Consider the following 14,421-nt stretch of genomic DNA (forward strand, 5'->3'; position numbering starts at 1 on the left):
TGGGCTCCCGCGTAACCGGCAAAGCTACCTTAATGACGGAAGGCAGTCCAGCCGAGTGGGGCTGGCACTTCGCCACAACTCAAGGCATGCTAGCCGCCCTTCGGGCGTCCGGCTTATAGTGCACGTCGCGCCAGTCCAGCCAAACCGCAGGATTACAGCTTGTCCAACGTTACCCCGCCAGCTTCTGTGAGCGCGTCCAATCCGGGGACCGGCTCGCCCCTGCGCGGAACACTGAAGGGTGCATTGGCGACGCTGGTACTTTTGCTGCTGGCATTGCTGTTCTGGCAGCTGCTCGATCAACTGCGCGAGACCCAGAAAAACCAGCGCCAGTACACCATCGACTACACCGCCGACCTCGCCTCGCAGGTCAGCCTGAACATGTCGCTGAATGCGCAGATCGCCCTCAACCTGTTACCGATCGTCGAACAACCGCAGTCGTCCGACGAACAGCAGGCACTGCTGCGCAAGCTCCAGCAATCGCTGCCCGACCTGCGCAGCCTGGCCCTGCTCAGCCCGTCCGGGAAAATCATCAACGACAGCGCCAGCGACAGCCACGACGCCGATTACCTCGGTGAACTGGTGCGCCGTAGCCGCGCCCAGGCGCATTACTTCAGCAACGCCGACGACGGCTCGGTGGTGCATCTGTTATTGCATCAGGCCAGCGGCAGCACCCGCGGCTACTGGGTTTTGCGCCTGACCCCGACCTTCTTCGACTCGCTGACCAAGCAGGGCGAAACCGGCATCCGCCCGTTGTGGCTGGTGGAAAACCGTCTCAATCATCAGATCATCAGCCGCGACGAAGCGCTGTCCTCAGCCAGGCCCGGCGTGCTGAGTCCGGACGACATGGCCAACACCGTGCTCACCGTGCCGCTGAGCAGCAGCGACTGGCAGTTGCGCGGGCTGTTCGACCGCCAGCGCGTGCTCGAAGAACTGCTACCGGCGTTCATCGGCAAATGCCTGCTGGGTCTGGCGTTCTCGATGCTGCCGGTGATCGCGCTGCTCAACATGCGTCGCCGTCAGCGCCAGTTGCATGAAGGTCGCCGGCGCTATCAGGACATTTTCGAAGGCACTGGCGTGGCGTTGTGCGTGCTCGACCTGTCCGGCCTCAAGCAGGTGTTCGACAAGGCGCAGATCCAGACCAGCGACCAGCTCAAGGCTTGGCTCGACCAGCCGGCCCAGCGCCAGCAACTGCTGCAAGAACTGCGCGTCACCGAGGTCAATCAGGTGGCGCTGCAACTGCTCAATGTCAATTCCTGCGAGCACGCCTGGCAGTTGCTGATCGACGGTCATCCGCACAGCCAGTGCGCCATCGGCAACCAGGTGCTCGACGCCGTTCTGCAGCAACAAAAACAGCTGGAACTGGAAATCAAATTGCCGGACATCAATGGTCGCGATCAGCACCTGTGGATGGTCCTGCGCCTGCCTGAAGAACAGCACGACTATAAAGCGGTGATCCTGAGCATCAACGACATCACCAGCCGCAAGCTGATCGAACTGTCGCTGCTGGAACGCGAAGGCTTCTGGTCGGACGTGGTGCGCACCGTGCCGGATCATCTGTACGTGCAGGACGTGATCAGCCAGCGGATGATTTTCAGCAACCACCACCTCGGCCAGACCCTCGGGTACAACCGCACCGAACTGCATCAGATGGGCGAGTATTTCTGGGAAATCCTCCTGCACCCGGAGGACGCCGACTACTACCATCGCTCGCGGCAGATGCAGCGTCACGCCGGTTACAGCCAGTTGTTGCAATGCCAACTGCGTTTCCGTCATCGCGACGGCAAGTGGCGGCGCTTCGATATTCGTGAGCAGGCGCTGGCCCGCGACAAGCATGATCAGGTCACGCGAATCATTGGCGTGGCCAAGGACATCACCGAGCAGATCGAGGCCAGTGAGTCGTTGCGCGACAGCGAGCAGCGCTACCGCATGCTCGCCGAAAGCATCAGCGATGTGATTTTCTCCACCGACAGCAAGCTGTCGCTGAACTACGTCAGCCCGTCGGTGCAGGCGGTGCTGGGTTACGACGCCGAGTGGATCTTCCAGAACGGCTGGCAATCGACCATCGCCAACCCGCAACAGCTATCCGGCATCTACACCTTGATGGATCGAGTCAGCAAAGCGCTCGACAAGCCTGAGCAACTCGCGCAACTGCGAAGCCAGGTACAGACGCAGATGTTCCTGTTCGACTGCCTGCGCGCCGACGGCCGCAAGATCCCGATCGAGCTGCGGCTGGTGCTGGTGTGGGACGAACACGGCGCGTTCGAAGGCGTGCTCGGCGTCGGTCGCGACATCAGCCAGCAGCGCCGCGCCGAGAAAGACTTGCGCATGGCCGCCACCGTATTCGAGCACTCGACCTCGGCGATCCTGATCACCGACCCCGCCGGTTACATCGTGCAGGCCAACGAAGCCTTCAGCCGGGTCAGCGGTTACGCGGTGTCGGAGGTGCTCGACCAGTTGCCGAACATGCTCACCGTCGACGAGCAACAGGACGCGCACCTGCGCTACGTGCTCAAGCAATTGCACCAGCACAGCACCTGGGAAGGCGAAGTCTGGCTCAAGCGCCGTAACGGCGAGCATTACCCGGCGTGGGTCGGCATCACGGCGGTACTCGACGATGAAGGCGACCTGGCCAGTTACGTGTGTTTCTTCAGCGACATCAGCGAGCGCAAGGCCAGCGAACAGCGCATCCATCGCCTCGCCTACTACGACGCCCTGACCCACCTGCCGAACCGCACGCTGTTCCAGGATCGTCTGCACACTGCACTGCAATCGGCCGAACGGCAGAAGTCGTGGGTGGTGCTGATGTTCCTCGATCTCGACCGCTTCAAGCCGATCAACGACTCGCTCGGCCATGCTGCTGGCGACCGCATGTTGAAAGACATGGCCACGCGGCTGCTGGCCTGCGTCGACGATGACGACACCGTGGCGCGCATGGGCGGCGACGAGTTCACCTTGCTCCTGCAACACCGTTCCAGCCGCGAAATGGCGCTGAATCGGGCGATTCATGTGGCCGAGCAGATTCTCGCCAGTCTGGTGCGACCGTTCGTGCTGGAAGGTCGCGAGTTCTTCGTCACCGCCAGTATCGGCATCGCCCTGAGCCCGCAGGACGGTAACGAACTCAGCCAGCTGATGAAGAACGCCGACACCGCGATGTACCACGCCAAGGAACGCGGCAAGAACAACTTCCAGTTCTATCAGGCCGACATGAACGCCAGTGCGCTGGAACGTCTGGAGCTGGAAAGCGACCTGCGCCATGCGCTGGAGCAGAACGAATTCGTCCTGTATTACCAGCCGCAGTTCAGCGGCGACGGCAAACGCCTGACCGGCGCCGAAGCGCTGCTGCGCTGGCGTCATCCGCGTCGTGGACTGGTGCCGCCGGGGGATTTCATTCCGGTGCTGGAAGAGCTGGGTCTGGTGGTGGACGTTGGCGACTGGGTGATCAGCGAAGCCTGCCGTCAGCTCAAGACCTGGCACCAGAACCGCGTGCGCGTGCCGAAGGTCTCGGTGAACATCTCGGCGCGGCAGTTCTCCGATGGTCAGCTCGGTACGCGTATCGCCACGATCCTGCGCGAAACCGGCCTGCCACCGGCGTGTCTGGAACTGGAGCTGACCGAAAGTATCCTGATGCGCGAAGTCAGCGAGGCGATGCAGATCCTCGCCGGGCTGAAAAACCTTGGCCTGAGCATCGCGGTCGATGACTTCGGCACCGGTTATTCGTCGCTGAACTACCTCAAGCAATTCCCGATCGACGTGCTGAAGATCGACCGCACCTTCGTCGACGGCCTGCCGTCCGGCGAACAGGACGCGCAGATCGCCCGCGCGATCATCGCCATGGCCCACAGCCTCAATCTGGCGGTGATCGCCGAAGGCGTGGAAACCCATGAGCAACTGGACTTCCTGCGCGAGCACGGTTGCGATGAAGTGCAGGGCTATCTGTTCGGACGACCGATGCCGGCGAGCCGCTTCGAGGCGCAATTCAGTAACGACGCCCTCTTCATGTTCGACTGAATTTTTGCGGTGCCGCTCATGACGCCTTCGCGAGCAAGCCCGCTCCCACAGTGGACCGCATTTTTCCTGAAGGAACCGGCTCAAAGGTGGGAGCGGGCTTGCTCGCGAAAGGGCCGGTACAGACGCATGAAAAATCTGCGGTGCAGTCATCCCCAGCAGGCTGGCTCGCCCAAGGACTTGCCGTAGATCAGTATTCTTCGGTTGAAACGCGGCCATTGTGGAGGCCTTCAAAAGCACCGCACATCTGTCATGAACGCCACTTGTCTGCGACATGATGTCGTTTCATATGCCATCCAAAACCCATTGGGTTAGAATGCCCCCCTTTTCTGCCCCCGATCCTTGAGGACCGCCATGTTCAGCCGTGATTTGACTATTGCCAAGTACGACGCCGATCTCTTTGCCGCCATGGAGCAAGAAGCTCAGCGCCAGGAAGAGCACATTGAGCTGATCGCTTCGGAAAACTACACCAGCCCTGCGGTGATGGAAGCTCAAGGCTCGGTATTGACCAACAAGTACGCCGAAGGCTACCCGGGCAAGCGCTACTACGGTGGTTGCGAGTACGTCGACGTTGTTGAACAACTGGCCATCGACCGCGCCAAAGAGCTGTTCGGCGCCGATTACGCCAACGTTCAGCCGCACGCCGGTTCGCAAGCCAACGCCGCTGTCTACCTGGCCCTGCTGCAAGGTGGCGACACCATTCTGGGCATGAGCCTGGCCCACGGTGGTCACCTGACTCACGGTGCCAGCGTTTCCTCCTCCGGCAAGCTGTACAACGCCGTGCAGTACGGCATCGACGCCAACGGCCTGATCGACTACGACGAAGTCGAGCGCCTGGCGGTTGAGCACAAGCCGAAAATGATCGTGGCCGGTTTCTCTGCCTACTCGCAGATTCTCGACTTCCCGCGCTTCCGCGCCATCGCTGACAAAGTGGGTGCCTACCTGTTCGTCGACATGGCGCACGTGGCCGGTCTGGTCGCCGCTGGCGTCTACCCGAACCCGGTGCCATTCGCTGACGTGGTCACCACCACCACGCACAAGACCCTGCGCGGTCCTCGTGGCGGTCTGATCCTGGCGCGCGCCAACGCCGAGATCGAGAAGAAGCTGAACTCCGCGGTATTCCCGGGCGCCCAGGGTGGCCCGCTGGAGCACGTGATCGCCGCTAAAGCGATCTGCTTCAAGGAAGCGCTGCAGCCTGAGTTCAAGGCTTACCAGGAACAAGTGGTGAAGAACGCCCAGGCCATGGCCGAAGTGTTCATCGAGCGCGGTTTCGACGTAGTTTCCGGTGGCACCAAGAACCACCTGTTCCTGCTGTCGCTGATCAAGCAGGACATCTCCGGTAAAGACGCCGACGCCGCTCTGGGCAAAGCGTTCATCACCGTGAACAAGAACTCCGTGCCTAACGACCCACGCTCGCCGTTCGTCACTTCCGGCCTGCGCTTCGGCACCCCGGCTGTGACCACTCGCGGCTTCAAGGAAGCCGAGTGCAAAGAGCTGGCCGGCTGGATCTGCGACATCCTGGCTGACCTGAACAACGAAGCGGTGATCGACGCCGTTCGCGAGAAAGTCAAAGCCATCTGCAAGAAACTGCCGGTGTACGGCGCTTAATCGCGACGTTAAATCCGCAGCATGAAAAACCGGCCAGCGATGGCCGGTTTTTTTTCGCCTGTCGGAAAGATCAAAAGATCGCAGCCTTCGGCAGCTCCTACATTTGGAATGCGCTCACCTGTAGGAGCTGCCGAAGGCTGCGATCTTTTGATCTCCGGCCACTGGTCAGACCGGTCATGCCAATTTAGCGATTTTCACTTGTCATCCCGAAAAAACCGAGCGTAGACTGCGCCTGCACTGGACATACCGGTAAGACCACAATAATTAAGTCCTGAATCTGATGTGCCCCGCACACGGCAGCCAGGACACCGACCAGGATTCCTCCCATGCTCAGATGGTGCTCGCGTTCAATCTTCCTCCAAGTGGTTCTCGGACTGGTGCTCGGCATCATCTGCGGGCTGACCCTTCCCGAATATTCCGCCCAGCTCAAACCGTTGGGCGACGGCTTCATCAAACTGATCAAGATGCTCATCGGCCTGATTGTGTTCTGCGTGGTGGTCAGCGGCATCAGCGGCGCGGGCGATCTGAAGAAGGTCGGGCGCATCGGCCTCAAGTCGGTGATCTACTTTGAAGTGCTGACCACCATCGCGCTGGTGATCGGTCTGGTGTTCGCTTTCAGCACCGGGATCGGCAGCGGCGCGAATATCCATCTGGAGCAGTTGTCCGCCGCCGACATGGGCGACATCGCCGAACGCGGCCAGCACATGCACACCACCACGCAGTTCCTGATGGACCTGATCCCGACCTCGGTGATCGGTGCCTTCGCCGACAACAACATCCTCCAGGTGCTGCTGTTCTCGGTGCTGTTCGGCAGTGCGCTGAATCTGGTGGGCGAAGCGGCTTCCGGGATCTCGCGGCTGATCAACGAACTGAGCCATGTGATTTTCCGGATCATGGGCATGATCGTGCGTCTGGCACCGATCGGCGTTTTCGGCGCCATCGCCTTCACCACCAGCAAATACGGCCTCGATTCACTGCAACACCTGGGCAGTCTGGTGGGCTTGTTCTACCTGACCTGCATGGCATTCGTCAGCGTGATTCTAGGGCTGGTGATGCGTGCGTCCGGCCTGCGCCTGTGGCCACTGCTCAAGTACCTGCGTGAAGAATTGCTGATCGTCATGGGCACCGCTTCTTCCGACGCCGTGCTGCCACAGATCATGCGCAAACTGGAACACCTGGGCATCGGCAGCTCGACCGTCGGGCTGGTGATTCCCACCGGTTACTCGTTCAACCTCGACGGCTTTTCGATCTACCTGACTCTGGCCATCGTGTTCATCGCCAATGCCACCGGTACGCCGTTAGCGATGACCGACCTGTTGACGATTCTGCTGGTGTCGCTGATCACTTCGAAAGGCGCCCACGGCATTCCCGGCTCGGCGCTGGTGATTCTCGCGGCGACGCTGACGGCGATCCCGGCGATTCCGGTGGTCGGGCTGGTGCTGGTACTGGCGGTGGACTGGTTCATGGGCATTGGCCGGGCGCTGACCAACCTGATCGGCAACTGCGTCGCCACCGTGGCCATCGCCCGTTGGGAAAAGGACATCGATGTGCAACGCGCAAACAAAGTACTCAGCGGTCAGCAGGGCTACACCTTTCAACCGCGTAAAACCGGAACTCCGGCGCACCAGCAAGAGTTCTGATTTTCAACCCTGTAGGAGCTGCCGCAGGCTGCGATCTTTTGATCTTGTTTGCGGCATCCCCTATGGGCTTACGGAGCTAGACAAGTGATAACCACATCAACCGTCGTCAACTCAGTCGTAGAAAAACTGCGCGCCGCCCTCGCCCGCGGTCAGTGGCGCTCCGGCGACATGCTGCCGGGTCAGCGTGAACTGGCCGAACAACTGGGCATCAGCCGTCCGAGCCTGCGCGAAGCGGTGATCGTTCTGGAAACCCTTGGCCTGGTGCGCTCGATGCCGGGCAAAGGCGTGGTAGTGCTCGACGCCCAACTCAGCGACAGCCAAAGCCACGACAGCGCGGTGGCCGGCGCCAGCCTCGAAGACGTGCTGCAACTGCGTTACACCCTTGAGCCGTTCATCGTCGGGCTGGTCGCGCAGTCGATCAGCAGCAAGGAAGTCGGGCAATTGCGCCTGACCCTGATGGACATGCGCGAAGCCCTTGAAGCGGGCGACAGCGAAGCCGGGGTCAGCGCCTACATCGCCTTCCACGAAGAGCTGTTCACCCTGACCTCGAACCCGATCTTTCAGAGCGTGGTGCAGCAGACCAGCAACGCGCTCAAGCAAAGCGCCGAAGTGCTGCGCAATTCACCTGAGCATCTGGCCGAACGCCTGGAAGAAAACGAAGCGGTGGTGCGCGCGATCCGCAGCAAGAACAGCGCCCAGGCCAGCGCCGAAATGCGCCGGCACATTCTGCGCGAAGGTCAGCGCATGGGCATTGAGTTGAACATTCCGGATGACCACCTCAGCAACTGACTTTCTTCACACTGGAGACCGGCCATGAACAGCCTTGCCACGTCGCCGCACACTCGTCAGATGTCGGCGCCCCTGCCCTTCTCCCGCCTGCGGACGCCGGCAGATGATCTGTACCCGCGGCTGTTCGACGCGATTCTGGACCAGCGAATCGATCCGGCCAGCCGCTTCACCGAAGACAGTCTCAAGCAGATGTTCGGGGTCAGCCGCGCCGATGTGCGCCGAGTACTGACGCAGTTGTCCCACGAGCAGGTGATTGTGCTGCGCGCCAATCATCGGCCACGGGTGGCCGCACCGGATGCCGAGCAGACCCGACAGACCCTGCATGCGCGGCGCCTGACCGAAGCGACACTGGTGCGCCTGGCTTGTCAGAATGCATCAGTCGAGGGTTTAAAACGCTTGCGTGCACTGGTCGAACGCGAACGCCTGGCCATGGTTCAGGAGCGGCGTGCGGCGGCGATTCGGTTGTCCGGCGAGTTTCATCTGCAGTTGGCGCAAATGGCGGGCAATGCACCGTTGGCGCATTTCCTTGGCAGCCTGGTGCCGTTGACGTCGCTGGCGATTGCGCGGTGTGATGGATCGACGCTCGGTTGTTGCGCGTGGCAGGAGCATTTGGCGATTGTCGAGGCGGTCGCGTCTGGGGATGTGTCCATGGCTGAGCGACTGATGAATCAACACCTGGATCATCTTGAGCAGACTTTGCTGGGTACAGCCCTTGAGCATCGTGTCGCCGGTTAGATCGCCTTCGCGAGCAAGCCCGCTCCCACAGTGAATTGCATTCCTCCTGACAGAATGCGGCCTACTGTGGGAGCGGGCTTGCCCGCGAATGCGTCAGCCCTGGCGCCGAAGACCCATCAGGCAGAAGTCACTTTGGCAAACCCCGCCCGGATCTTCTCTTCCGGCAAATCATCGGCAATAAACACAATCACACTTTCCCGCGCTTCACCCTGGGCCCACTCGGTGTCCCAATCAAAGCCGTAGAGTTTCAGTACGCCCTGAAACACCAGCCGCCGATCCTCGCCAGCGATGTTCAGCACGCCCTTGTAGCGCAACAACTGCTTGCCGTGTTCTTCCAGCAGCTCATTCATGAACTCGCTGAGTTGATCGATATCCAGTGGCTGGTCAGTGCGCAGCACCAGACTGGAGATGCGGTCGATGGACGGCGCCTTGCTCACCGGACGCAGGCTCACCCCGCCACCGAGGTCGGCATTGAGATTGAAGCCACGCACGTCGAGCAGTTCGGCCAGATCGATGTTGCCATGCTCGACCACGCGGATCGGCGCGCGACGATTGATCCGCGTCAGGCGCTCGCTCAACGCGGTGAACGTGGCCTCATCCACCAGATCGGTCTTGCTCACCAGCAGGCGGTCGGCGAAACCGATCTGCGCCTGGGCGATGGTCTGCATCAGGTGCTGGTCGGCGTGAGCCGCATCCACCAGGGTGATAATGCCATCGAGCAGATAGCGTTCGCGCAGTTCTTCGTCGATAAAAAAGGTCTGCGCCACCGGGGCCGGGTCGGCCAGACCGGTGCATTCGATCACCAGGCGGTCGAAGGCGATTTCACCGCTGTCCAGGCGTTCGAGCAGCAGGTACAGGGCCTTGGTCAAATCGGTGTGGATAGTGCAGCAGACGCAGCCATTGGCCAACGTCATGACTTGCACCGGTTCGTCGCCGAGCAACTGGGTGTCGATGCCGGCGTCGCTGAATTCGTTTTCGATCACGGCGATTTTCAGGCCATGCTCGGCTTTAAGCAGATGGCGCAGCAAGGTGGTCTTGCCGGCACCGAGGAAACCGCTGAGCACCGTTACGGGTATGGGAGAAGACAAAACACGATCTCCTGAAAGAAACACAAAACAAATGTGGGAGCGGGCTTGCTCGCGAAGGGGTCGTGTCAGTCGACATCATTGCTCGATGACACAACGCATTCGCGAGCAAGCCCGCTCCCACAGTTGGGGGTTACCTCAACCGCAGGCTGTCAACTCAACAGCACTTCGGCCCACCCTTGCCACCGTAACGCGCTTCCTGACGTTCGCGGAAGAACATCTCGTAGCTCATCACCGGTTTGTCCGGGTGTTTGGTTTGCATATGCTCGACGTAGGTGTCGTAGTCGGGCATGCCGACCATCAGGCGTGCGGCCTGACCGAGGTATTTACCGAGGCGACTCAGGTCATTGAACATGGTGCAATCCTCTGGTTACGCGTCCGGCAGGGCCTGGAATGGCGATTCTTTATCCGTACGCTCTTTTTTGCCCCAGGCGGCGATGCCGACCTTGAGCGCATAGAACAGGATGCTGAACACCACGAACAGGAACAGCGCCGTCAGCGTTGCGTTGGTGTAGGCGTTGAAGATCACGTGCTGCATCTGATCGATGCTCTTGGCCGGCGCGATGATTTGTCCGGCGGCGAGGGCATCGCTGTACTTCTTGGCCAGCGACAGGAAGCCGATCGCCGGGTTGGCGTCGAACAGCTTGATGAAGCCTGCAGTGGTGGTGCAGATCAGCAGCCAGGCGGCTGGCAGCAGGGTCACCCAGATGTAGCGCTGACGCTTCATCTTGATCAGGACCACGGTGCCGAGCATCAGCGCGATACCGGCCAACATCTGGTTGGAGATACCGAACAGTGGCCACAGGGTATTGATGCCGCCCAACGGGTCGATCACGCCCTGATACAGCAACCAGCCCCACATCGCCACACAACCGGCGGTGGCGATCAGGTTGGCGGTCCACGATTCGGTACGTTTCAGCGCCGGCACGAAGGAGCCGAGCAGGTCCTGCAGCATGAAACGCCCGGCACGGGTACCGGCGTCCACAGCGGTCAGGATAAACAGCGCTTCGAACAGGATCGCAAAGTGGTACCAGAACGCCATGGTGTTTTCACCCGGCAGGACACTGTGCAGGATCTGCGCGATACCGACCGCCAGGGTCGGTGCACCGCCGGCACGGGCGAGGATGGTGGTTTCACCGATGTCATGCGCCACCGCTTGCAGCGCCTCCGGCGTGATCGCGAAGCCCCAGCTGCTGACCATTTGCGCCACCGAAGCCACGTCACCACCGACCACAGCGGCCGGGCTGTTCATGGCGAAGTACACGCCCGGCTCGATCACCGAAGCGGCAACCATGGCCATGATCGCGACGAACGATTCCATCAGCATGCCGCCGTAACCGATGTAACGCGCGTTGGTTTCGTTATCCAGCAGCTTCGGCGTGGTACCCGACGCGATCAACGCGTGGAAACCGGACACCGCACCGCAGGCGATGGTGATGAACAGGAACGGGAACAGACCGCCCTTCCACACCGGCCCGGTGCCGTCGACGAACTGGGTCAGCGCCGGCATTTTCAGCTCGGGCATGGTTACCAGAATGCCGATCGCCAGGGCGATGATGGTACCGATCTTGAGGAACGTCGACAGGTAGTCGCGCGGTGCCAGAATCAGCCACACCGGCAGCACGGCGGCAACGAAGCCGTAACCGATCAGCATCCAGGTGATTTGCACACCGGTGAAGCTGAAGGCCTTGGCCCACACCGGATCAGCGGCAATCTGCCCACCGAGCCAGATCGAACCGAGCAGCAGCAACACACCGATGACCGAGATCTCGCCGATGCGCCCCGGACGGATGTAGCGCATGTAAATGCCCATGAACATCGCGATCGGGATGGTCGCCATCACGGTGAAGATGCCCCATGGGCTCTCCGCCAGTGCCTTGACCACGATCAGCGCCAGCACCGCGAGGATGATGATCATGATCAGGAAGCAGCCGAACAGGGCGATGGTGCCGGGGATGCGGCCCATTTCTTCACGCACCATGTCGCCCAGGGAACGGCCGTTGCGCCGGGTCGACATGAACAGGACCATGAAGTCCTGCACCGCGCCCGCCAGCACCACCCCGGCAATCAGCCACAGCGTGCCGGGCAGATAGCCCATCTGCGCCGCCAATACCGGGCCGACCAGCGGGCCTGCGCCGGCAATGGCCGCGAAGTGGTGACCGAACAGAATGTGTTTGTTGGTCGGCACGTAGTCCAGACCGTCATTGTTGAGCACGGCGGGGGTGGCCCGACGCGGATCGAGTTGCATCACATTGTTTGCAATGAACAGGCTGTAGTAACGATACGCAACCAGATAAATGGCCACTGCCGCGACCACGATCCACAAGGCGTTGATCGCCTCTCCTCGGCGCAATGCCACTACGCCCAGGGCGCACGCTCCTACGATTGCCAGCACTAGCCAGGGTAAGTGGCGTAGCAGGCTATTATTATTTTTCATTTTATTATTCCAGCCAGGGTGGACAAGAAAGACAGCCACCCCGAGTTTAGCGCTTACGGCGCCAAAGGCCATACCCCGACGTTGGTCTAGACGCCTTGTCGATTGGCCGCCACCCGCCGGTCGGGTCTATAGTCAGCGAACTCTTCCGAGGATTGCGCCATGAGCGAACACCCAGCCAATCGCCGTCGCTTCAAACGTATTGCGTTCGATGCCAGAACCGAGCTGAGTCAGGGCCACTTCATCTGGCCGGTGAAGTTGATCGACCTGTCGCTCAAGGGCTTGCTGATCGAGAAGCCGCAGCCGTGGCTGGGGGACAAGGAGCAGGATTTCTTCGTCGATATTCATCTGAGCGATGACGTGAATATTCAGATGGATGTGCATCTGGCCCATGAGGATCACGGGCAACTGGGGTTTGTCTGCCGGCATATCAGCCTGGAATCGATCCAGCGCTTGCGGCGGTTGATCGAGCTGAATCTGGCGGATGAAACCGAGCTTGAGCGCGAATTGGGTGCCTTGATCGAAATATAAAATAATGCTGCTCAGGTGGACGCTGCCACCGTGGCGAGGGAGCTTGCTCCCGCTGGGTCGCGAAGCGGCCCCTGCTCTTCACTAAAAAAGCAAGGGACTGCTGCGCAGTCCAGCGGGAGCAAGCTCCCTCGCCACAGATTATTTTCGCGGAATGGGCAGTAGTTGCGGCTGGAGAGAGCGTAAGCGGTTACTCGAACAGTGCATCGAGCGCCTGCTCCAGGCGGGTCACGGCGATGATCTGCAACCCCGGCGGCGCTTCCTTCGGCGCGTTGCCCTTGGGCACGATCGCGCGTTTGAAGCCATGCTTGGCCGCTTCCTTCAAGCGCTCCTGACCGCTCGGCACCGGACGCACTTCACCGGACAAACCGACTTCGCCAAACACCAGCAGATCATGCGGCAACGGCCGGTTGCGCAGGCTCGACATCACCGCCGCCATCAACGCCAGATCCGATGCGGTCTCCAACACCTTCACCCCGCCGACCACGTTGAGGAACACGTCCTGGTCGTGAGTCGGAATACCACCGTGACGGTGCAATACCGCCAACAACATCGCCAATCGGTTCTGATCAAGGCCCAACGTCACGCGCCGTGGATTGGCCAGATGGCTGTCATCCACCAGCGCCTGCACTTCCACCAGCATCGGCCGGGTACCTTCCCAGGTGGCCATCACCACACTGCCCGGGACTTCTTCCTGGGCACGGGTCAGAAAAATCGCCGAAGGGTTGGATACTTCTTTCAGGCCCTTGTCGGTCATGCCGAACACACCGAGTTCGTTGACCGCACCGAAACGGTTCTTCACCGCCCGCAACAGACGCAAACGCCCATCGGACTCGCCTTCGAAATACAGCACGGTGTCGACCATGTGTTCGAGAACCCTTGGGCCTGCCAATGCGCCTTCCTTGGTGACGTGACCGACGAGGAAAATCGCCGTACCGCTTTGTTTGGCATACCGCACCAGCAACGCCGCACTCTCGCGCACTTGTGATACACCACCCGGCGCCGATTGCAGCTGTTCGGTGAAAATGGTCTGGATCGAGTCGATCACCATCACCTTGGGTTTTTCCTGGCGGGCCGTGGCGATGATGGTTTCGATGCAGGTTTCGGTCATCACCCGCAATTGATCCTGAGGCAGCCCTAAACGTCGGGCGCGCATGGCGACCTGCTGCTGGGACTCTTCGCCGGTGACGTACAGCGCCGGCATGCTCTTGGCGAGGTTGCACAGGGTCTGCAACAGAATCGTCGACTTGCCGATCCCCGGATCACCACCGATCAGCACCACCGAACCGTCGACCAGACCGCCACCCAAGACCCGATCCAGCTCACCGGACGCGGTGGAGAAGCGCGGAATCTCCTCGATGCTGACTTCGGCCAGGGTCTTGATCTGCGCCTGCTGCCCGGCCCAACCGGTACGCCCGGTGGGCGCCGTGGCCCCGCCGCTTTCGATCATGGTTTCGGTCAGGGTGTTCCAGGCGCCGCACTCGCCGCACTGGCCCGCCCACTTGGGAAAGGTTGCGCCGCACTCGGTGCAGCCGTACATGCGCTTGGCCTTGGCCATCTGGATCCCCCGGCAAAAACCGCGATGATAACGCAGCCA

Annotated in this window: 10 protein-coding genes; 6 read left to right on the forward strand and 4 right to left on the reverse strand. The window is 60.9% G+C overall.

Annotation, left to right across the window (positions count from 1 at the left end):
* The first annotated feature begins 159 nt into the window (after positions 1–159).
* From morA to V9L13_RS16635, 5 genes are all read left to right on the forward strand, one after another.
* Positions 160–4,008, forward strand: a complete 3,849-nt coding sequence (gene morA / locus V9L13_RS16615; protein WP_338800046.1) for a cyclic di-GMP receptor MorA — start codon at positions 160–162, stop codon at positions 4,006–4,008.
* Between the two features lie 351 nt (positions 4,009–4,359).
* On the forward strand, positions 4,360–5,613 hold the full coding sequence (gene glyA / locus V9L13_RS16620) for a serine hydroxymethyltransferase (RefSeq protein ID WP_003228394.1): 1,254 nt from the start codon (positions 4,360–4,362) through the stop codon (positions 5,611–5,613).
* Positions 5,614–5,939: 326 nt separating this feature from the next.
* The gene (locus V9L13_RS16625) at positions 5,940–7,253 is read left to right on the forward strand and encodes a C4-dicarboxylate transporter DctA (RefSeq protein WP_003228396.1); all 1,314 of its coding nucleotides are present in this window, start codon (positions 5,940–5,942) and stop codon (positions 7,251–7,253) included.
* A gap of 84 nt (positions 7,254–7,337) precedes the next feature.
* Complete coding sequence (locus V9L13_RS16630) at positions 7,338–8,042, forward strand: FadR/GntR family transcriptional regulator (protein ID WP_045122643.1); 705 nt, start codon at positions 7,338–7,340, stop codon at positions 8,040–8,042.
* 24 nt (positions 8,043–8,066) lie between these two features.
* Positions 8,067–8,777, forward strand: coding sequence for a GntR family transcriptional regulator (locus V9L13_RS16635; protein WP_338800047.1), 711 nt, complete (start codon positions 8,067–8,069; stop codon positions 8,775–8,777).
* Positions 8,778–8,893: 116 nt separating this feature from the next.
* Here V9L13_RS16635 and yjiA read toward each other — a convergent pair whose 3' ends face one another.
* From yjiA to V9L13_RS16650, 3 genes are all read right to left on the reverse strand, one after another.
* On the reverse strand, positions 8,894–9,865 hold the full coding sequence (yjiA, locus tag V9L13_RS16640) for a GTPase (protein ID WP_338800048.1): 972 nt from the start codon (positions 9,863–9,865) through the stop codon (positions 8,894–8,896).
* A gap of 154 nt (positions 9,866–10,019) precedes the next feature.
* Positions 10,020–10,217: a YbdD/YjiX family protein gene (locus V9L13_RS16645; protein WP_003228401.1), complete on the reverse strand. Its 198-nt coding sequence runs from the start codon at positions 10,215–10,217 to the stop codon at positions 10,020–10,022.
* 15 nt (positions 10,218–10,232) lie between these two features.
* A complete protein-coding gene (locus tag V9L13_RS16650; RefSeq protein WP_003228403.1) occupies positions 10,233–12,299 on the reverse strand; it encodes a carbon starvation CstA family protein in 2,067 nt (688 codons plus the stop codon).
* Positions 12,300–12,458: 159 nt separating this feature from the next.
* Here V9L13_RS16650 and V9L13_RS16655 point away from each other — a divergent pair, with 159 nt between their 5' ends.
* Positions 12,459–12,827 carry a PilZ domain-containing protein gene (locus tag V9L13_RS16655; protein ID WP_103521675.1) on the forward strand — a complete coding sequence of 123 codons (369 nt, stop codon included), beginning with the start codon at positions 12,459–12,461 and terminating at the stop codon, positions 12,825–12,827.
* Positions 12,828–13,014: 187 nt separating this feature from the next.
* Here the strand turns inward: V9L13_RS16655 and radA are convergent, their stop codons facing one another.
* The gene (gene radA / locus V9L13_RS16660; protein ID WP_007963764.1) at positions 13,015–14,382 is read right to left on the reverse strand and encodes a DNA repair protein RadA; all 1,368 of its coding nucleotides are present in this window, start codon (positions 14,380–14,382) and stop codon (positions 13,015–13,017) included.
* Positions 14,383–14,421 lie beyond the last annotated feature (39 nt).

Origin of the sequence: Pseudomonas sp. RSB 5.4, from assembly GCF_037126175.1 — a bacterium.
GTDB classification, from domain to species: Bacteria; Pseudomonadota; Gammaproteobacteria; order Pseudomonadales; family Pseudomonadaceae; genus Aquipseudomonas; species Aquipseudomonas fluorescens_H.

Bases quoted from the DNA above. Each gene is read 5' to 3' on its own strand.
- glyA (WP_003228394.1), top strand. From the start codon at position 4,360: ATGTTCAGCCGTGATTTGACTATTGCCAAGTACGACGCCGATCTCTTT.
- V9L13_RS16625 (WP_003228396.1), top strand. From the start codon at position 5,940: ATGCTCAGATGGTGCTCGCGTTCAATCTTCCTCCAAGTGGTTCTCGGA.
- V9L13_RS16635 (WP_338800047.1), top strand. From the start codon at position 8,067: ATGAACAGCCTTGCCACGTCGCCGCACACTCGTCAGATGTCGGCGCCC.
- V9L13_RS16645 (WP_003228401.1), bottom strand. From the start codon at position 10,217: ATGTTCAATGACCTGAGTCGCCTCGGTAAATACCTCGGTCAGGCCGCA.
- V9L13_RS16650 (WP_003228403.1), bottom strand. From the start codon at position 12,299: ATGAAAAATAATAATAGCCTGCTACGCCACTTACCCTGGCTAGTGCTG.
- V9L13_RS16655 (WP_103521675.1), top strand. From the start codon at position 12,459: ATGAGCGAACACCCAGCCAATCGCCGTCGCTTCAAACGTATTGCGTTC.
- radA (WP_007963764.1), bottom strand. From the start codon at position 14,382: ATGGCCAAGGCCAAGCGCATGTACGGCTGCACCGAGTGCGGCGCAACC.